We start from the raw sequence: 20,689 nt of genomic DNA, 5'->3' as shown, positions 1-20,689 counted from the left end.
TTTTTATTATAACAAGTATAATATTCTTTTCTTTGAGCTAAATAAGTGATATTACCCATGTTTTACCCATTTTCAGTAATAATTTTTTAACATTTATAACAATAAAAAAAGAGCCTTTAGTTAGGCTCTAATTTATTAGTTTATACACTTATTTACTTTTATTTTTCTCAATCAAACATCTCATTTCCTCTATACTTAAAACGTTATCTTTTTCTCTATGAATCATTCTATGACAATTAGCACAAACAGGAATCAAATCAGTTTTTGGGTCAATTTTAGTTTCACTCTCTAAACTACTTAGAGGCTTTATATGATGTATCTCAATATAACCTCTACCTCTCTTTCCATAAAACTTTTCAAAATCAAAGTTACATATCTTACATTTAGTACCATGATACTCAATAGCTTTTCTCCTATTCTCAGGGTTTCGTTCATACTTTTTACCATAATAGTATTTTACTTTACCTTCTGTATTATTTTCTTCATTATATTCTTTAGTACCTGTATTATCTTCAGTTTCTTCTGAATCTAAATCTTTATATATGTTATCTGGAATAATAAAATCAACAATATATATATCTTTTTTATATTTTTCAAATCTAATCTTTGGTAAGTTAATACCCATTATATCCTGTTGGGTACTAAACAAATCATAATATTCAGGTAATGTATTTTTTATCAAATCTCTAAAATCAGCTTTCCATATAATTCTTGACCTTGGATCTTCTAAGTTATCTAATTGAAAATTAGCTAAATACTCTTTATCCTTATGTACTAACTTAATTAGTTTTTGTTCTCCCCTACCTAACGAATTATCAAAAAAACTTCTTATGTTCATGGGTACACCTGTTCCATTGTAAAGAAAAACTGATTTATCTACAGTTTTTAATAGTATATCCTCACTTAATAATTCCCATGAATTAAACACTTTATTTTGTACTCGGACTATTTTAACATTATTTTGTTGTAAAATTTTTATTGCTCTTTCATTTCCTAAATCTGTATTACGCCATCTTCCTCTTCCTACTCTAATCCATAATTTATTCTCTTGTCGTAATTTACCTTTTTTTACATTCTCAGTTTCTCTATCAAATTGACCTCTTATTACTGATGCTTGAAAAGATGCATAATCTTTTGGTAAATAATTTGTAGAAATAATTGGGGGAAATATCTTTCTTAAATTATCTTCAATATTATTAAGAGTGGTTAAATCATCATCTAATTCTGACATAAAATATAAACACACTAATAACCTTTCTTCATTATTACATTTTTCCATAATTGGATAAAGCACTTCTATGTATTCATCTTTTATACCTTTTAGATATTCAACTTCTAAAATTTTCATTTTATCTCCCTCATTCTGTTAATAATATTTATTATAATGGCAACCATTCTCTAACTTCTTTTAATCCTTTATATGTCTTTTTCCATATACTATTTTCTTCAAGATAATCTAAACCTTTCATAGTAATTTTAGCGTCCTTAATAAATATGGCATGTGCCTTGTTACCAATGCCCCCTCTAACAACTGATGAATTCTTAATAAGTCCTTCATCCTCCATCATTTCAATTATATTTGCAAACTCTTCTTTTTCAATACCATAGTCTTTCCAATGTGGTCTATTTTCCCCCTTTTGAATTTCTGTTAATATACTATAGATTATCTTTCTTGTTTTACTCATATCCAATCCCCCTTTATATTCTTTTAATTTAATTATATTCCAATCATTGTAAAATTTAAAGAAAAAGAGCCTCTTTTATGGCTCTTTGATAAGTGATTTATATTCAATTATTTGTATTATAGATATAGTCGCCTCTTATTTTTTCACTATCTGTGAAATACACTCAACATGCATTGTATGAGGAAACATATCAACTGGTTGAATTTCCTCACATTTATATCCTCTTTCATCTAAATATGCTAAATCTCTAGCAAGAGTAGACGGATTACAAGATACATAAACAACTCTCTTAGGCTCCATATTTACAATAGTTTCAAGCACCTTTTCATCACAACCTTTACGAGGTGGATCAACTACAACTACATCAGCTCTTTTTCCTTCACTATATAATTTTGGAACTACTTCTTCTGCTTTTCCAACATAAAACTCTGTATTATCTAAATTATTCATCTTAGAATTTATTTTTGCATCTTTTATTGCATCTTCTACTATTTCAATTCCATATACTTTTTTAGCTTTTTTAGCCAAAAACAACGATATAGTTCCTATTCCGCAATATATATCAAATACCACTTCATTTCCAGTAAGTTGTGCATATTCCAAAGCTCTATTATACAAAACTTCTGTTTGAATAGGATTTACTTGAAAAAACGAAAGAGAAGATATATTAAATTTAAGGTCTTCTATATAATCTTGTATTTTCCCATCTCCATATAATATTTTGTTTTCCTTTCCTAAAATAACATTAGTTTTATTTTTATTTATATTTAACACTAATGTTTTAAATCCAGGTATATTCTCTTTTAAAACATGTATTAATTCTTTGCTATGCGGAAGTTTTTTTCCGTTAGCTACAAGTACTACCATAACTTCTTTAGTTTTAAATCCTACTTTAGTAACTAAATGTCTTAATAACCCTTGATGAGTTTTTTCATTATATACACTTATTTTAAATGTATTTATATATGTTTTTATTATTTCTACTATTTTATCATTAATCTCATGTTGTATTATGCATTTTTGCGTAGGTATTATTTCATGACTTTTCTTTTTATAAAAACCAAGTACAGCTTTATTATCTACTTTCCCTATCGGGAACTGTGCTTTATTTCTATATCTAAAAGGACTATCCATTCCTATAGTATCGTGAATTTTTATATCATCTAATTTACCTATTCTCTTTATAGTTTCTCTAACTAAATTAGTCTTAAGTTCTAATTGTTTTTTATAATCAAGATGCATTACTTGACATCCACCACAATCGCCTAATTCATCAGGACATTTTTTACTTATTCTAAAAGGAGATTTTTCTATAAATTCTACTATTTTACCCTCAGCATAATTTTTCTTCGATTTTATTATATTAACCTTTATTTTATCTTGTATAAGACCTCCTTCAACAAATACCGTAAATCCTTCATATTTTCCTATTCCAACTCCGCCATGGCCAATATCTACTATATCAACAATATAATTTTTTCCTTTTTCTAACATACTCGCTCTCCTTACTTTGATATTTTCTTTAACTAATATACCAAAAAATAAAAGGGCTATAAAGCCCTACACAAATAAATCTTTACTTTTATATCCTCTATATCCTTGAATTATTGCAAATGTTAAAAGTATAAATGCAAGTATTGGCGGTACTATAACCAATGTCTTAGCTACTGAAATTGACTTTCCTGTAGCTTGTATAACTTGAGAAATTGCCTCTTGATAATTAGAAAATACATAAATTCCGTATCTTATCCATATAAAAGAAGTCATAAGTGCAACTGGAATTACTGATAAACTCATATAAAGCCCTGTTATTGATCTATTTCTCACTCCTCTTATACCTAAAAATATTGGAACAAAAAATACAGCCGGAAGAATAAATCCAAAATATTGAGGAGATAAAGCTAAGAAAAGAACTGCTGTAAACAAAAAACTTCTAAAATACTTATTAATATAATTTGAATTCCCTTGAAAATCTGCTTTTGCTGCTTTTAAATATCTTATGTATGCTTCAATTTTATCTGAATTTTCCTTTGAATTTTTGTTTTCTTTAATTTCTCTTACAAGATCTTTTCCTTTCTTGCAAAGCGAATCATAAATATTACTCAAATTTGTAGGTATATCTAAATTTTCATATTGATTTAAAATACTAGATATTTGTTCTAAATATTTTTCACGTTTAAAATCTTTAATGCTCTTTAAATTTTTTATCATATCAAGCAATTGTTTCAATGTAATTGTTAATGTTAAAGCTTTCAACTAATTCACCTCCAATAACTCGGTAAAAATTCAGAAAATAACTTCAATTCATTTTACCACATTTTATATATATTTAAAACCCCACCGTTATCGGCGGGGTGTATATTTAATTATTTATTTTTTTCATGTTTCAAAAGAGGTCTTAATGTAACAGCAATTGCTATAAATATAATAGTCCATGCTGTCCCCAAAAATCCCATTGCTGCTCCAGTCATAATATCCCTCCTCAAAATTATAAACGTATAGAAACTTTATTTTCATCAAGTTCTTTACCGTATTTATTACTTATAGATTTATATGATTGAACAAATCCAAATAACAATACTCCAACTACAACTATTCTAGCTGCATTAACCCATGGAATTAATACAGGTGTTTTAGCAACAAAGTCTGGAATTGCCTTAAAATATCCTGCTTTAATATAATCCAAAGTAGAGAAGAATAATAAAGTAATAGCAACAACCGGAGTTAAAAATCTGTGGAATATATTGAAAAACCATTCTGGTATTTGCCATATTCCTCCTTTGTTCATTTCTTCTAATGCCTTATGTCCCATCAACCAAGCTGCGGCAATAACTTCTATCACTCCTAATACTACTAGCAAATACACACCTACCCAGTTATCTACTTCTGTCAAATAAGCAAGATCTGCTGTTTTAGTCAATATTGGCTCAAGTCCAACAGGAAGACCAACTATTATATAACCAAAGAATACATACCAAGCAGCTTTACTTCTTTGAACTCCTAAATCTTCTTCCATTAACGCAACTAAGTAGTTATACATCGCTATAGCAGAAGTAAATCCTGCAAAGAATAACAATAAGAACCAAAGAGATCCAAATATTTGACCTCCAGCCATTGTTCTAAATACATTAGGAAGTGCTATAAATGCAAGACCAACACCTTGACCAACTCCATCTGGTCCCATAAATGCATAAGCTATTGGAATAACGGCAGTTCCTCCAAGTATAACTTCAGCAAATTCATTTAATGAAACTGTTGCAAGTGATGATACAACAACATCATCATCTGGTTTTAAATAAGAAGCATAATTACATATGATACCCATTCCTATAGATAACGTAAAAAATACTTGACCTGCAGCAGCAATTGCTGACTTCCAACTAAAAGAAGTAAAATCTGGGTTCCATATATAATTAAGTCCTTTAAGAGATGACCAATCTGGATTTACTGGACTCCCTATTGTTAAAGATCTTATTGCAAGAAGTATTCCAAAAGTATAAAGTACAGGCATCATAAGTTTTGCCCAAGCTTCTATACCTTTTTGAACTCCACGCATAACAGCAAATGCAAGTCCTGTTAGCGCAATTATCCAAAAAGTAAATACCATTGTCGGATTTTGAACATAATTGACAAATACTTCACCAGTAGATTTAGCTGTATCCATATACCCACCAGTAATTGATAAAAATCCATATCCCAATGTCCATCCTATAATATGATTATAGTATGAATTGACAAGTAATGTTACTCCAAATGCAATAGCTCCTGCTATCGCTCCTATTATTGCAGCATTTTTAGGTTTTGTTCCTTCCCTAGCTTGTAAATAAACCATTGGACCAAGTGTTCCATGGCCATACTTACCACCATAGCGTCCAAGATTCCATTCAATAAGCATAACAGGTATACCAATTATAATAAGTGCAGCAAAATATGGAATCATGAAAGCTCCGCCACCATTACTAGCGGCTTGATACGGGAATCTCCAAAAGTTACCAAGACCTATAGCATTCCCTGCCATGGCCAATATAAGTCCTATCTTGGATCCCCAATTTTCTCTTGAACTTGACATATAAATATCCCTCCTTTTATTTTATAAAATATGTTTTATATATATGTATATGTGTTTTTTGTAGTTTTTATACACACTACATATATTTAGTTATTATTATACTATTGCCAATTGTATTAATCAAATGATTTTTAAAATTTTTCTGAAATTTAATTTTTAACAATCAAAAAATCCCAATTTAAATAAAACTGGGATTTTTTATGAATATATATTATATTTTAAATTTACTTATTTCACTACTTAATTTAACAGCAAGTTGACTTAACATATCTGATGCGCTTGCAACTTCTTCTACAGCACTTACCTGCTGTTGCATTGATGCACTAACTTCCTGAGATCCTGCAGCTGTTTCTTCAGATACAGCTGAAATACTTTCAATTGATTTAACTATATTTTCTTTATCATTATTTATATCATTAACATATTCTCCAATCAATTTAATTTTTTGTGTAATTTTATCGATCGAATTTCTAATTATCTCAAAAGAATTATTGACATTAACTACTGCATTTGATTGTTTAGTATTACTTTCTTTAACTTCATTCATAATATCTACAGTTTTACTAGTATCATTTTGAATATCAGTAATAATATTTTTAATTTCATTTGCTGCATTACTCGAACTTTCTGCAAGTTTTCTTATTTCATCTGCAACCACAGCAAAACCTTTTCCAGCTTCTCCTGCACGTGCTGCTTCAATCGATGCATTAAGTGCTAATAAATTAGTTTGTTCAGCTATAGAACTTATTGTATCTAATATCTTAACTATATTTTCAACTTTACCATTAAGTTCAAATATTGCATTTTGAGCTTTTTGTGTACTTTCATTGTTTAATTTTGTCGTTTCTTTTAATTCTTTTACAACTTGAGCACCTCTTAAATTGACATCATTTACTTCATTAACATTATCTAACATATCATTTGTATTTTCTGAAAGCTCATTTAATTTATTTGCAAGATTAGAAGTTAATATCGCTCCCGTTTCAGCTTCACTTGCTTGTTCTAATGCTCCTTTTGATATCTCACTAATAGTTCTTGATACCTCTTCAACTGAAGCACTAGTCTGTTGTGCATTTGTTGCCAGATTTTGCGCAGATAGACTCACTTCCTCCGATACCTGCTTTACATTATTTACAAGTCTACCTATCTCATCAAGCATTTCATTAAAACCTTTTCCTATTTGTCCTATTTCATCTTTATCATCTAAATTACACCTAACTGTAAAATCTCCTTCTTTTGCTTTTTTCATATTATATAAAAGAACATTTATAGATTTTGTTAAATTTGCAGCAAATTTTACAGCTATAAAAACAGCTACCACTACTGAAACTAATCCTACAAGCAATGTATTATTAAATAAAACCTTAGTATTATCTTTTATTTCATCAGAATAAATACTTACTAAAACAACCCATCCCATTTTATTTATCTTTGTGAATAAACCAATTTTTTCTTGAATAATTCCTTTTTCATTTATCTCATATTCTACTGTTCCTTCTTTAGATTCTTGTATTTTTTTTCTAAGTTTTTCTACTTTTACAGGACTTCCTATAAGAGATTTATTTTTGTGCGTAACAATATTTAAATTTTTATCTAACAAAACAGCATAACCATTTTTCCCAACTTTAAGTCTATTTACTTTGTTTGAAAGAGAATTTAATGATATATCTATAGATAGTACCCCTACAAATTCATTTGCCCCTAAAAGATTATATACAGGAATTGAAACTGTAGTAACCATTTTCCCTGAAATTGAACTTTTATGAGGATTTGACCAAACTATACCATCTTTATCTACAGCATCTTTATACCACTGCATTTGAGTTGGATCATACTCTACAGATAATTCATTTTCGGGATACACATACATATTTTTATTATTTGTACCTAAATATATACATTCAACAGATGGATGCGCATATTTAAAACTCTCAAAACTCTTCATCATATAATCTTTAGCTGTTGGAGTACTCAATATTCTTTGAACATTTGGATCTCGAGATATTTGAATAATATTATATTCATTTTCTTCTATAAAAGTTACAATATTTTCCTTTATTTGTTTAACCATTTCAAAAGAATCTTCTTTTAATTGATTCTCTAAAATAGAAGTAGATTTTAAATATGTATTTACCCCCAAAACACCTAACGGTATACTTATTAGCAAAGTAAATGTTATAACTAACTTAAATATTAATCCTCGATTAAATTTCAGCATATCAAACAACTCCTTTCTTAAAAATTATAATTTACTAAACTAGATAATTTATTTTCTATTCCAATTAAATACGTTTCCCAAATATATTCAATATGCTTAATATCAAATTTTTTATCATATATGAGCATAGCAAAACTTCCTTTAAGAATACATATATATGAATATATGATATTATCTAAATCTTCCTCTGAAATATCTTCAATTTTAATTTCCTTACATATAATTTCTAAAATACTATTGTAAATCAATTTATCAATATTTTTGAGTTTAATCTTTATTTTTTCTCTCAATTCAAATGGAGGAAAAAATACAATAGAACTCCAAAATCCTATTCTTACAGAATTTTTATAAAAATACTCTATAAACTCTTTCAAAAATTCAAAAAGATTGCTTTTTATATCCTTATTTTTCATATTTAATAATATCTGATTAATATAAGCTTCAAATTTAATTATTTCTTCATTTAACACTGAAAAAAATATTTCTTCTTTACTTGTAAAATGACCGTATATGGAAGGTTTTTTTATTCCAACTTTATATGCAATTTCAGATAAACTTGTCCCTTCATACCCTTTTTGAGCTAAAAGCTCTAGAGTTACTATCTTTATTTTTTGTGCTGTCATTTAAAGCCCCCTCAATTATTAAACTTTAATTTTATTGGTTTAATATATATATCGTTCATCCTTCCAAATAGTTTAATTATTTTATTGCTGTTGAAATATTTTCCTCATTAAACAAAAAGAGTAAGCATCAGCTTACTCTTTTTTTATTATAATACTCTTGTATTTCCTTTATATACCACTCCACTTACAGAATCTACAGTAACAACATCTCCATCTTTTAATATTTTCGTAACATTTTTAGCTGAAACTATTACTGGTTTTTCTAAATTTAATCCAACTATAGCAGCATGACTTGTTATTCCACCTTCTTCAGTAATAACAGCTCCTGCTTTTTCAATATACTCATTCATATCAGTATCTGTTAATACAGTAACTAATACATCTCCTTCGTTAAATTTACCCTCTAATTCTTTAGCATTTCTTACAACACAAACCTTTCCTGTAACTGACTTTTTACCAACACCTATACCTTTAGTTAACATTTCACTAACAACATGAACTTTAATTAAGTTAGTTGTTCCTGCTACTCCTACTGGAACTCCAGCTGTTACTACAACTAATTCTCCAGCTTTTATATATCCAGCTTCAAGCGATGCTTTTATAGCATTATCTACAACTTCATCAGTTGATTCTCCTGCTGTAGTTAAAACAGGATATACACCCCAACTAAGCGCAAGTCTTCTCATTACTTTTTCACAATGTGTAGCTGCTATTATCGGAGCTTCTGGTCTAAATTTAGATACCATTCTAGCAGTATGTCCAGAAGATGTAGATGTAACTATTGCTGAAGCTTTTAAGTCAATTGCAGTTGTGCATGTAGCATGACTTATAGCATTTGTAACATTAACTTCATTTAATCCCTTGCTCTTTAATATTTCGTTATAGTTAAGTGACTCTTCTGTTCTTTTTGCTATTGTCGCCATTGTTTTAACAGCCTCAACTGGATATTTTCCTGCTGCTGTTTCTCCAGAAAGCATTATTGCATCTGTTCCATCGTAAATTGCATTAGCAACGTCTGTAACTTCAGCTCTAGTAGGTCTTGGATTTCTTATCATAGAATCAAGCATTTGAGTTGCAGTTATAACCGGCTTTCCTAATTGGTTACATTTTTTAATCATCATTTTTTGAGCTATAGGTATTTCTTGTGTTGGTATTTCAACACCTAAATCTCCTCTAGCTACCATAAGTCCGTCTGAAACCTCAAGAATTTCATCTATATTGTCAACACCTTCTTGATTTTCAATTTTAGATATTATTTGAATATCTGTTGCATTATTAGCTTCAAGTATTTCTCTTATAGCAAGAACATCAGAAGCTTTTCTGACAAAAGATGCAGCTATAAAATCTATTCCTTGTTCTATCCCAAATTCTATATCTTTTCTATCTTTTTCAGTAATAGCAGGAAGATTTATTTTTACACCTGGAACATTTACGCCTTTATTATTTTTAACTATTCCTGCATTTTCAACTATACAAACTATATCTTGATCTTTTATTTCTTTTACTTTAAGTCCAACAAGTCCATCATCTATAAGTATAGTGTCTCCTACTTTTACATCATCTATAAGTCCCTTATAACTTACTGTACACTTTTCTTTAGTTCCAATAACATCTTCCATTGTAATAGTAAATGTTTGTCCTTCTTCTAATAAAACTTCTGGTTCTGCAAATTTTCCAGTTCTTATTTCTGGTCCTTTTGTATCTAAAAGTATTGCTACAGATTTTTTTAATTCTTCTCTTAATTCTTTTATTGTTTTAATTCTTGCTCCATGTTCTTCATAATCACCATGAGAGAAATTAAGTCTACATACATTAAGCCCATTATTTATAAGCTCTTTTAAAACTTCTTTCTTCTCACTTGCAGGTCCTATTGTACAAACAATTTTAGTTTTTTTTCCTATCATCAATTCATCCTCCTTAAAATTTTTATGGCTTAAAATACTTTTATATAGATAATATATCAACTAACTTATATATTTCAGTATTTAATTTTCTTTCCATGGCTAAAGCCTCATGTATATCTACATCTATTATTTCATTGTTTTTTATACCTACAACTCTTGAAGATTTTCCTTCAAGTAAAAGTTCAACAGCTTTAGCTCCCATTTGACTTGCTATTATTCTGTCAAATGCACTTGGACTTCCTCCTCTTTGTATATGTCCAAGAATTGTAGCTCTAGATTCAATTCCAGTCTTTTCTTTTATCTTATCAGCTAATTTTTGAGCTCCTCCAACTCCTTCTGCAAGCATAATAATACTGTGTTTTTTTCCTCTATTTTTGCTTTGAATTAATTTTTTGCATATTTCATCTTCATTATACCCAGCTTCTGGAATTATTATAACTTCAGCCCCACCTGCAAGTCCTGCGTATAAAGCTATATCTCCACAATGTCTTCCCATAACTTCAATTATACTTACTCTTTCATGTGAAGATGACGTATCTCTTATTTTACTTATTGCATCTATTACAGTATTAAGTGCTGTATCAAATCCTATTGTATAGTCAGTATAAGCTAAATCATTATCTATAGTTCCAGGAATCCCTATAGCTGGAAATCCCATTTCACTTAATTTCTGAGCTCCTTGAAAAGAGCCATCTCCTCCTACTACAACAAGTCCATCTATCCCAAATACTTTAAGTACATTTAGAGCTTTTTCTCTTCCTTCTTCTGTTTTAAATTCTAAACATCTAGCAGATTTAAGTACTGTTCCACCTCTATGTATTATGTCTCCAACAGAAGATAAATCCATTTCAAATAAATCTCCATCTATTAATCCTCTATACCCTCTGTTTACTCCAAAAACTTTACAGCCATTGTATATTGCCGATCTTACTACAGCTCTTACTGCAGCATTCATTCCTGGAGCATCTCCACCACTAGTTAAAACAGCTATTGTCTTCATACATTTACCTCCTATTTCCCTAGGGACATTAAATGTCCCTGTATGTTATTTTTTATCCCAGTATATTTAAAAAAATATAATAAACTACTTTTTTCAACTACATTCTTCAGTAAAATATATTATAACATAATTTTAAATATTTTTTAAACTTATATTTTTGATTTTAACATTTTCTTCTCCTAGTAAATTTTGAAGCTCATCTAGCAAATTTTCATTTATCTGTACCATCAAGTTTTTTTCACCTTTAAAGGCTCTTTTACTCTTTTCACAATACAAATAAGTCAATGAGTTCCCTTTATATTTACTTAATATATTTTTTACATCAATTAAAACATTCTTATCTGATATATCTTTTATTTTTATCCAAAGAGCTCTGTCTTCTATTTTTATAATTTCTTCAAATTCATTAGCTATAATTTTTGCATTTTCATCTTCTTTTATACTAAGTTTTCCTTTCACATAAACAATAGCATCTTCTTTTATTAAATCAGAATACCTTTGTAAAACCCTAGGGAATACTATTATTTCAATACTTCCATATAGATCTTCAAGTTCTATAAAAGCCATTATATCATTTCTCTTTGTAGTTTTTATAGTCTTATTTATTATTATTCCACCAATTGTTACATCTTTATTATCATATTTAAAAAACTCTTCGTAGTTTTCTTTAACTTGTGATAATACATTAATATTTATACTACTATTTAGTTTAAGTTCTCTTTCATATTGTGACAATGGATGTCCACTTATATACATTCCTAAAACTTCCTTCTCTAAAGAAAGTTTTTCTTTTTCTTTAAATTCTGATACTTTAGGTAAAATATAAATATTTTCTTCTTCATTTGCCATATCAAATAAAGATACTTGTCCAACTAAATTTTTCTTTCTATCCATTGCTATACTTTCAAGTATTTTTTCAAATCCAGCCATAAGTTGTGCTCTGTTGGGATTTATACTATCAAATGCACCGCATTTTATAAGAGATTCTATAACCCTTTTATTTAAATCTTTAGAATCAACTCTTTTACAAAATTGAATAAAATCACTGAATTCACCATTTTGTTCTCTCTCAACTATTATATCCTTTATAACATTCACCCCTACATTTTTAACAGCTTCAAGCCCAAATCTTATGTTATTTCCTTCTACTGAAAACTTTCCAAAGCTTTTATTTATATCAGGCTTTAAGACATCAATTCCAAGAGTATTACACTCTCTTATATATTCAACCACTTTATCTGTATTGCCCATTACACTGGTAATTAAAGCCGCCATAAATTCCACTGGATAATAAGCCTTTAGGTATGCTGTTTGATAACCTAAAACTCCATAAGCTGCAGCATGAGATTTGTTAAAAGCATACTTTGCAAAATCTATCATATCATCATATATTTTATTAGCTATACTTTCATCTACTCCATTTCTCACACAACCAGGAATTTCTATATTGCCATCTTCATCTAATTTCCCATATATAAAGTACTGCCTTTCTTGCTCCATTATATCCATTTTTTTCTTACCCATGGCACGTCTAACAAGATCACTTCTTCCATAAGAATAACCTGCTAGTTCTCTAACTACCTGCATAACTTGTTCTTGATAAACTAAACACCCATAAGTTACATTAAGTATCGGCTCAAGCTTTGGATGAATATATTTTATATCCTGAGGATTATTCTTGTTTTTAATATATGCAGGAATTGAATCCATAGGTCCTGGTCTGTATAACGATATTCCAGCTATTATATCTTCAAAATTATCTGGCTTTAATTCTTTCATAAACTGCCTCATGCCAGCACTTTCTAATTGAAATACACCAAGAGTATTACCCGAACTTAAAAGTTCATACACTTTAGGATCATCATAATCTATTTTAGAAAAATCTATTTTTATACCATGATTTTTATATATCAACTCTATAGCATTCCTTATCACAGTCAACGTTCTAAGTCCTAAAAAGTCCATTTTTAAAAGACCTAATTCTTCTAAAATAGTCATTGTAAATTGAGTTGTTATTGAATTTTCATGCATATAAAGAGGTACATAACTATCTACTGATTCTTTAGATATAACAACGCCTGCTGCATGAGTTGAGGCATGTCTTGGCATCCCTTCAAGTTCTCTTGATATATCTATAATTTCTCTTACAACTTTATCTTCGTCATACATTCTCTTTAAATTTTTATTAACTTCAAGAGCTTTGTCTATTGTCATACCTAAAGCAAATGGAATTTCCTTTGCTATTTTATCTACATCAGCATAACTTACATCAAGTACTCTTCCAACATCTCTTATTGCAGCTTTTGCACCCATTGTTCCAAATGTTATAATTTGAGCAACATGATCTTCGCCGTATTTTCTTTTTACATAATCTATTACTTCTTCTCTTCTCTCATAACAGAAATCAATATCAATCCTTTATACCCTTCTCTTTCAAGAGGGAGTAGACCATATCTTTCCCCTCAGCATAACCTGTTAGGGGATGCCCCGCTTCGAACTCTTTATGAGCCCTACGTCCCTTTGGACTGGTCGTTGAACTTTCTCCTATTCGGAGCTTAGCTGCTGATTATCCAATTCAACCAATTTTTAAGCATTCACGCCTAGGCTTGTTTCATCCTTACGTTGTAGCTTGGTTGACTCTAAGGACTTCCCAGCAATTCAAGGCACTTTAACTATAATGTTTCCATTATAGACGACTGTGTATTATATTGCATAATTCTTTATATCTATTACATTATGCAATATATTTACAATCTGGCATGGATACTCTTTCTGGGTTTAAGAACCTTTCAAATATAAGACCGTATTTTATAGGATCTATATCTGTTATTTTAAGTACATAAGCAACTATAGAACCTGCTGCACTACCTCTTCCCGGTCCTACCATTATATTGTTTTCTTTAGCAAAATTTATAAAATCCCAAACAATCAAAAAATACTCAACATACCCCATATTTTCTATTACATTCAACTCATAATTAAGTCTTTCTATTATTTCATTTGATGGATTTTCAAACCTCTCTTTTAGTCCATCCATACAAAGCTTTCTCAAATAACTGCTTGGGGTAAATCCATCTGGAACTTTATATTTTGGAAGATGTATTTGATTAAAATCAAATTCTAAATTACATCTATTCGCTATCTTAACTGTATTTTCCAAAGCGTCTGGTACATAAGAAAATAAATCATACATTTCCTCTTTTGATTTTAAATAAAATTCATCAGTTTCAAATTTCATTCTATTTTCATCTTTAAATGTCTTTCCAGTTTGAATACAAAGAAGTATATCGTGTATTTTCGAATCTTCTTTACTTACATAATGAACATCATTTGTAACAACAAGAGGTATTCCTGTTTCTTCTGATAATTTAATAAGACTCAAATTAACTTCTCTTTGCTCTTTCAATCCATGATCTTGAAGTTCTAAATAAAAATTATCTTGCCCAAATATGTCATTTAACTTAAGAGCTATTTTTTTCGCCTTTTCATAATTTCTATTTAACAAACTTTGCTGAACATCTCCTCCAAGACAAGCTGAAAGAGCAATAATTCCTTCACTATGCTTTTGAAGCTCCTCAAAATCAATTCTAGGCTTATAATAAAAACCTTCTACATATGCAGTTGATACTAATTTTATTAAATTTTTATATCCAGTCATATCTTTTGCAAGAAGTACTAAATGCCCTTGATATTTATCAAAATTAGGGTCTTTATCTCTTAACGAACGTGAAGCTGTATATACCTCACATCCTATAATAGGTTTTATCCCCTCTTTTTTTGCTTTTTTATAAAATTCTATAACCCCAAACATTGAGCCATGGTCAGTTATAGCAACTGCTTTCATATTTAGTTCCTTAGCCCTTTTTATCAATTTATTTATCCTCGAAAAACCATCGAGCAAACTATACTCAGTATGAACATGAAGATGAATAAAATCTTCAACCACTTCACATTCACCTCCCTATAAAAATTTAATAATAAATACTTCTTTATTTTATCATGAATATATATACCTTGTGGATATTGTCCATTAATTGACAATATATAATTATCATATAACCTTAAATATTTAAAGACAAAAAAAATCCCGTACTTTTTTAATACGAGACTTCACTATATATTCTCTATTAATTATTTTTAAAGTATTCTATAATAGAATCTCTTGCAGTATTTACCATCAAATCCATTTCTTCTTCATTTATTACATATGGAGGCATAAAATATATAATATTTCCCAGAGGCCTTAAAAGTACTCCTTTTTTAAGTGCTATTTTATATATGTTATAGCCCACTCTTTTTCTAAAATCAAATCCTTCTTTTGTTTCTTTATTTTTTACAAGCTCTATTGCACCAATCATTCCAATTTGTCTGTACTCTCCTAAATGAGGAATATATGGTAATATATCTTCTATTTTTTCTTTCAATTTATTTGATTTATGTATATTATTTTCTAATATATTTTCTTCTTTAAATATTTTTAAAGTCTCACAAGCAACACTACATCCAAGAGCATTTCCACTATAGCTGTGACTGTGTAAAAATGCTTTCATTTTATTATAATCATCATAAAAAGCATCATAAATTTTATCACTCATAAGTGTTAAAGAAAGAGGTAAATAACCTGCTGTAAGTCCTTTAGACAGACACATTATATCTGGAGAAATATGAGCATGTTCGCAAGCAAACATTTTTCCCGTTCTTCCAAAGCCTACAGCAATTTCATCAGCAATCAAATTAATATCATATTCATCACAAAGCTTTCTAAGTTTTTTAAGATAATTAGGGGAGTAAATTTTCATTCCAGAAGCGCATTGAACTATAGGTTCAATTATTATACCGCTTATTTCTTCATGTTTTTCTATAACAACTCTCTGTATGTCTTCAAAGCATTGTGCATTACAGTTTTTTCTATCTTTATTATACTTACATCTATAACAATCAGGTCCATCTACTTTTATAGTATCTAAAAGTATGGGCTTATATATTTTATTATAAAGCTCTATATCTCCTACAGATAAAGCACCGATAGTCTCTCCATGATATGCATCTTTTATTGCTAAAAACTTTTTCTTTTTAGTTTTTCCTGTTTGCTGATGATATTGAAAACTAAGCTTTAAAGCTACTTCAATGGAAGATGATCCATTATCAGAAAAAAATACCTTTTTAAGTCTATCAGGAGTTATATTTATAATATTTTCTGCAAGTTCAATAGCTTTTTCATGTGAAAAATTAGCAAATATAACATGTTCTAATTTCTGTGATTGATTATATAATGCTTTATTTATTCTTTCATTAGAATGTCCAAATAAATTTACCCACCAAGAAGACACTGCATCTAAATATCTATTTTCATCTGTATCATAAAGAAAAACTCCCTCTCCCTTTTTTATAATTATAGGAGGAAAAGTCTCATAATCCTTCATTTGAGAACAAGGATGCCATATATATTTTAAATCTTTTTCTTGAAGTTTATTCATTTTATTCTCTCCTTTAAAACAAATCTAAAATATTATCTATATTTATATTTTTTTCATACTCATTTTTTATTGTATTTTTATTTAAATTTTCTAGTTTACTTATTTTTGAAATCACTTTAAGTTTTGTTATATTTTTTAGGATGTTAACGTTATCCTCTTCATAAAACCCACCACTATATTCATTTATTATTATTCCTTTTACATCTATCCCTTTACTTTTTGCAAATTCATATGTTAAAACAGTATGATTTATAGTTCCAACCCCTGCTCTTGCTACAATAACACAAGGTAGTTTTAAGTCTTTTACAAGATCATAAATATAATACTCATTTTCTATTAAAGGAACAATTATTCCTCCAGCACCTTCAACTACAACATAATCATATTTTTTTATTAGTTCTTTATATGTATCTAATATTTTTTCTTTTTTAATAGTTATATTTTCTATTTTAGATGCAAGATGAGGTGAAACTCCCTCTTTAAAACAATATGAGTTCATCAACTCATAACTTTCCTCTATATGGCATACATCTTTTACAAACTTTACATCAATAGGAATTGTTCCTCCACTTTGAATTGGTTTAAAATAACATGCTTTATATTCATTTTTTCTAAGCATATAAGTAATACCAGCGCTTACAAAAGTTTTTCCAACATCAGTATCAGTTCCTATTATAAATACTCCTCTTCCCAAAATATCACCTCCTTATATCTCTAACCCTTCGCATATTATCATTTCTTTATCCTTTTCTATATCACTTCCAATAGTAGTTAAATAGTTTCCAACAAGTGCTGAGTTAACTCCCGATCTAAATCCTATATTCTGCTTATCTTTAAGAGCTATTCTTCCTCCAGCGTATCTTATATATGAATCAGGAATTATATATCTATAAATAGCCATTGTTTTTAATATTTCAATAGGAGATAAAGCTTTTATATTTTCAAATGGAGTTCCTTTTATGGGGTTTAAGATATTTATTGGTATAGATTTTATATTTAACTTTTTTATCTCAAATGCCATTTTTACTCGATCTTCTATACCTTCATTCATTCCTATTATTCCTCCACAACAAACGTCAAGCCCAGCTTTTATACAATTTTTTATTGTGTTTACCCTATCTTGATAAGTATGTGTTGTACATATATTTTCATAATTATTACTACTAGTTTCTAAATTATGATGATACATACTTACTCCAACTTCTTTTAATTTTAGAGCTTGATCATAACTTATAATGCCATGGGATGCACATAAGTTTAAGTTTGTGTCTTTGCTTAATTTTCTGTAAATATCTAATATTTTTTCAAAGTCATCTCCTTCAACTCCTCTTCCACTAGTAACTAAAGAAAATCTGTGTACTCCTTTTTTCTCCATATCTAAAGCTCTTTTTAAAACCTCATCATAACTTAAAAGAGGATATTCTTTAACACCAGTATTATAGTGAGCAGATTGAGAACAATATTTACAATCTTCACTGCATCTTCCAGATTTAGCATTTATTATTGTACACAAATCGGCTTTATTACCTACAAACTCTTTTCTTATTTCATTTCCTCCATTAAGTAAAGCTTCAATACTTTCAATATCATTTTCATCTATATTTGCTATTTTAATTGCTTCTTCATAATTTAAATCTTCTCCATTTAGAACTTTATTCTTAATTGTTTCTATAAAAAACTTCATTTTGTTCATCTCCTTTATCTAACAAACTCTTTCTTAAATCCTGCTTTTCTAATAGCAGGTATTACATATAGAGATGTAACAGAAACTAATACGCTTAAAATTAAATCTGATGTTATATAAGGAGTGAACCCAGCTGCAATAGCACTTCTTATTGACATTTCTTTTTTCATATATAAATTTATTATCATATATAGATATGAAACTCCAAATAAATAGACAAAGAATAGCCCTATCAATACAGGAGTGAATATCTTTGTAAAGCTTACTTTGTCTAAATTTTCAGTTAATTTTCCAACTACATAAGAACATACTACAAATCCTATTAAATATCCAAATGTAGGTTGAAATATGTAAGTTATTCCTCCTCCATTTGCAAAAACAGGTATACCTATTAAACCTATTCCTACATATAAAAGCTGTGAATACATTCCATACTTTCCACCAAGAAAAATTCCAGAATAAGCACAGAATAAAAATTGTAGCGTAAAAGGAACTATTGGAGTTGGTATTTTTATAAAAGCTCCAATTGCTGTCAGTGCTGCAAATATAGAAATTAAAATCATATCACGAGTTTTTATTTTCATAATCAATCTCCTTTCTTTAGTAAATTTTTCTAGGACAATTGTATAGCATATTATTTTATTTGTCAACTTATTTTTATTTTAAGTTTACAATTTTTTTATAATTTTCTATTCATAAAAAAAGAATGCTCAAAATTGAGCATTCTTTTTTTAGTTATTACATTTCTAGTAACTTTTTAGTTAAAAGTTCTTCCATGGCATCCATCGCCTCTTTCTCATCTGGTCCATCTATAACCAAAACTATTTTTTCACCTTTTGACAAACCTAAAGCCATAATCCCCATTATAGATTTTCCATTAACCTTATTTTGATTTTGTTCAACATAGATTTCTGATGAAAATTTATTTGCAGTCTGAACAAATAAAGCTGCTGGTCTTGCATGAAGACCTATCTGATTTAATATTTCAAACTCTTTTTTTATCATAACTTCCTACCCTTCCTTTTTTTAAATCTTCTGCTATTTTTTCAATCTTCCTTAATCTATGATTGACACCTGATTTTCCAATAGGAGGATTCAACATCTCTCCTAATTCCTTTAAACTTAAATCCTCATATTCAATTCTAAGATGTGCAATCTCTTTTAAGTTTCTAGGGAGCGCATCCAAACCTACTGTATTTTTTATATACTCTATGTTTTTTATCTGTCTTATGGCTGCATTTACTGTTTTACTTAAGTTTGCAGTTTCACAATTTACAATCCTATTTACATTATTTCTCATTTCTTTTACTATTTTTACATTTTCTAAATGCAACAATGCCTTATGAGCTCCTATTATATTTAATAAATCAGATATTTGTTCACTTTCTTTCAAATATATAACATAATTATTTTTTCTAACTACTATCTTAGAATTGAACGACAGAGAATTTATAAGTTCTTTAAGACTAACACTAAATTCTTCATTATTAGTCACAAATTCTATGTGATAAGTCTTTTCTGGATCACTTATAGACCCTCCACCTAAAAAAGCACCTCTTATATATGCTTTTTTACAGTTATTATCATTGAATATATAATCAGGTATCTTATTATTTATAACAAAATTTTTACTATCATCTAATATACCTACTTCTTTTAAAACATCTTTTGCTCCCATATCACTAGTAATCAAAAGTATATAACTATTATTTTTTTTCAAATTTCTATTTTTCTTTACCATTATCTCTGTATGTATATTAAAACACAGTTTTAAAAGCTTAAATATTTTTCTAGCTATTGCTGGATTTTCTGTTGAAATTTTGAGATTTAATTTTTCAAATCCCATCAATTGAATTGTTCCACTCATTCTTATTATTGCTGCAAGCTCTGATATATTGCAACACCTTTTAGTAGAAATAATTCTAGCTAATTCATTTTTTGTTGTAACTGAAAACGACATAAATCTCACCTATAATTATATTCTATACATAACCTACCATTTGAATTTCCACCACAAACTCACAACTTA

General features: G+C 28.6%; 15 protein-coding genes and 2 pseudogenes. All 17 read right to left on the bottom strand.

The features are described from left to right. Positions 1 to 148: 148 nt before the first annotated feature. Positions 149 to 1,348: an HNH endonuclease gene (locus BUA19_RS11855; protein ID WP_072724497.1), complete on the bottom strand. Its 1,200-nt coding sequence runs from the start codon at positions 1,346 to 1,348 to the stop codon at positions 149 to 151. A gap of 31 nt (positions 1,349 to 1,379) precedes the next feature. After that, the gene (locus BUA19_RS05490) at positions 1,380 to 1,685 is read right to left on the bottom strand and encodes a YjcQ family protein (protein WP_072724495.1); all 306 of its coding nucleotides are present in this window, start codon (positions 1,683 to 1,685) and stop codon (positions 1,380 to 1,382) included. Positions 1,686 to 1,820: 135 nt separating this feature from the next. Continuing rightward, entirely contained in the window at positions 1,821 to 3,179 is a 1,359-nt protein-coding gene (gene rlmD / locus BUA19_RS05485; RefSeq protein ID WP_072724492.1) for a 23S rRNA (uracil(1939)-C(5))-methyltransferase RlmD, read from the bottom strand. A 66-nt stretch (positions 3,180 to 3,245) separates the two neighbouring features. Beyond that, positions 3,246 to 3,941: a hypothetical protein gene (locus BUA19_RS05480; protein ID WP_143145378.1), complete on the bottom strand. Its 696-nt coding sequence runs from the start codon at positions 3,939 to 3,941 to the stop codon at positions 3,246 to 3,248. 232 nt (positions 3,942 to 4,173) lie between these two features. Beyond that, positions 4,174 to 5,754 (bottom strand): sodium-dependent transporter, encoded by a 1,581-nt coding sequence (locus tag BUA19_RS05475; protein WP_072724490.1) that lies wholly within the window; start codon positions 5,752 to 5,754, stop codon positions 4,174 to 4,176. A 211-nt stretch (positions 5,755 to 5,965) separates the two neighbouring features. Next, complete coding sequence (locus BUA19_RS05470) at positions 5,966 to 7,972, bottom strand: methyl-accepting chemotaxis protein (RefSeq protein WP_072724488.1); 2,007 nt, start codon at positions 7,970 to 7,972, stop codon at positions 5,966 to 5,968. Between the two features lie 17 nt (positions 7,973 to 7,989). Beyond that, positions 7,990 to 8,595, bottom strand: a complete 606-nt coding sequence (locus BUA19_RS05465) for a TetR/AcrR family transcriptional regulator (protein ID WP_072724486.1) — start codon at positions 8,593 to 8,595, stop codon at positions 7,990 to 7,992. Between the two features lie 146 nt (positions 8,596 to 8,741). Next, positions 8,742 to 10,499, bottom strand: coding sequence for a pyruvate kinase (gene pyk, locus BUA19_RS05460; RefSeq protein WP_072724484.1), 1,758 nt, complete (start codon positions 10,497 to 10,499; stop codon positions 8,742 to 8,744). A 40-nt stretch (positions 10,500 to 10,539) separates the two neighbouring features. Further along, positions 10,540 to 11,499, bottom strand: coding sequence for a 6-phosphofructokinase (pfkA, locus tag BUA19_RS05455; protein WP_072724483.1), 960 nt, complete (start codon positions 11,497 to 11,499; stop codon positions 10,540 to 10,542). Positions 11,500 to 11,631: 132 nt separating this feature from the next. Then, a pseudogene (gene dnaE, locus BUA19_RS05450) lies at positions 11,632 to 13,914 on the bottom strand (DNA polymerase III subunit alpha); the annotation flags it as partial. 337 nt (positions 13,915 to 14,251) lie between these two features. Beyond that, positions 14,252 to 15,445 (bottom strand): annotated as a pseudogene (gene dnaE, locus BUA19_RS05445) (DNA polymerase III subunit alpha); the annotation flags it as partial. A gap of 181 nt (positions 15,446 to 15,626) precedes the next feature. Next, positions 15,627 to 16,976: an adenosylmethionine--8-amino-7-oxononanoate transaminase gene (gene bioA, locus BUA19_RS05440; protein WP_072724479.1), complete on the bottom strand. Its 1,350-nt coding sequence runs from the start codon at positions 16,974 to 16,976 to the stop codon at positions 15,627 to 15,629. A gap of 13 nt (positions 16,977 to 16,989) precedes the next feature. After that, complete coding sequence (gene bioD, locus BUA19_RS05435) at positions 16,990 to 17,670, bottom strand: dethiobiotin synthase (protein ID WP_072724477.1); 681 nt, start codon at positions 17,668 to 17,670, stop codon at positions 16,990 to 16,992. Positions 17,671 to 17,682: 12 nt separating this feature from the next. Further along, positions 17,683 to 18,660 (bottom strand): biotin synthase BioB, encoded by a 978-nt coding sequence (gene bioB / locus BUA19_RS05430; RefSeq protein ID WP_072724475.1) that lies wholly within the window; start codon positions 18,658 to 18,660, stop codon positions 17,683 to 17,685. Between the two features lie 14 nt (positions 18,661 to 18,674). Continuing rightward, positions 18,675 to 19,244: a biotin transporter BioY gene (locus tag BUA19_RS05425; protein ID WP_072724473.1), complete on the bottom strand. Its 570-nt coding sequence runs from the start codon at positions 19,242 to 19,244 to the stop codon at positions 18,675 to 18,677. A 154-nt stretch (positions 19,245 to 19,398) separates the two neighbouring features. Continuing rightward, positions 19,399 to 19,665 carry an HPr family phosphocarrier protein gene (locus tag BUA19_RS05420; RefSeq protein WP_072724471.1) on the bottom strand — a complete coding sequence of 89 codons (267 nt, stop codon included), beginning with the start codon at positions 19,663 to 19,665 and terminating at the stop codon, positions 19,399 to 19,401. Continuing rightward, entirely contained in the window at positions 19,646 to 20,620 is a 975-nt protein-coding gene (whiA, locus tag BUA19_RS05415) for a DNA-binding protein WhiA (RefSeq protein ID WP_072724469.1), read from the bottom strand. Before whiA ends, BUA19_RS05420 begins: the two co-directional genes overlap by 20 nt. Between the last annotated feature and the right edge of the window lie 69 nt (positions 20,621 to 20,689).

The organism is Tepidibacter thalassicus DSM 15285 (assembly GCF_900129915.1).
GTDB lineage: Bacteria > Bacillota > Clostridia > Peptostreptococcales > Peptostreptococcaceae > Tepidibacter > Tepidibacter thalassicus.
The sequence above is the reverse complement of the archived record's forward strand: the minus strand, read 5'-3'. Positions and strand labels throughout refer to the sequence as shown.

Coding starts and splice junctions, on each gene's coding strand:
- BUA19_RS11855 (WP_072724497.1), bottom strand. CDS start 1,348: ATGAAAATTTTAGAAGTTGAATATCTAAAAGGTATAAAAGATGAATAC.
- BUA19_RS05490 (WP_072724495.1), bottom strand. CDS start 1,685: ATGAGTAAAACAAGAAAGATAATCTATAGTATATTAACAGAAATTCAA.
- rlmD (WP_072724492.1), bottom strand. CDS start 3,179: ATGTTAGAAAAAGGAAAAAATTATATTGTTGATATAGTAGATATTGGC.
- BUA19_RS05475 (WP_072724490.1), bottom strand. CDS start 5,754: ATGTCAAGTTCAAGAGAAAATTGGGGATCCAAGATAGGACTTATATTG.
- BUA19_RS05470 (WP_072724488.1), bottom strand. CDS start 7,972: ATGCTGAAATTTAATCGAGGATTAATATTTAAGTTAGTTATAACATTT.
- BUA19_RS05465 (WP_072724486.1), bottom strand. CDS start 8,595: ATGACAGCACAAAAAATAAAGATAGTAACTCTAGAGCTTTTAGCTCAA.
- pyk (WP_072724484.1), bottom strand. CDS start 10,499: ATGATAGGAAAAAAAACTAAAATTGTTTGTACAATAGGACCTGCAAGT.
- pfkA (WP_072724483.1), bottom strand. CDS start 11,499: ATGAAGACAATAGCTGTTTTAACTAGTGGTGGAGATGCTCCAGGAATG.
- bioA (WP_072724479.1), bottom strand. CDS start 16,976: ATGAATAAACTTCAAGAAAAAGATTTAAAATATATATGGCATCCTTGT.
- bioB (WP_072724475.1), bottom strand. CDS start 18,660: ATGAAGTTTTTTATAGAAACAATTAAGAATAAAGTTCTAAATGGAGAA.
- BUA19_RS05425 (WP_072724473.1), bottom strand. CDS start 19,244: ATGAAAATAAAAACTCGTGATATGATTTTAATTTCTATATTTGCAGCA.
- BUA19_RS05420 (WP_072724471.1), bottom strand. CDS start 19,665: ATGATAAAAAAAGAGTTTGAAATATTAAATCAGATAGGTCTTCATGCA.
- whiA (WP_072724469.1), bottom strand. CDS start 20,620: ATGTCGTTTTCAGTTACAACAAAAAATGAATTAGCTAGAATTATTTCT.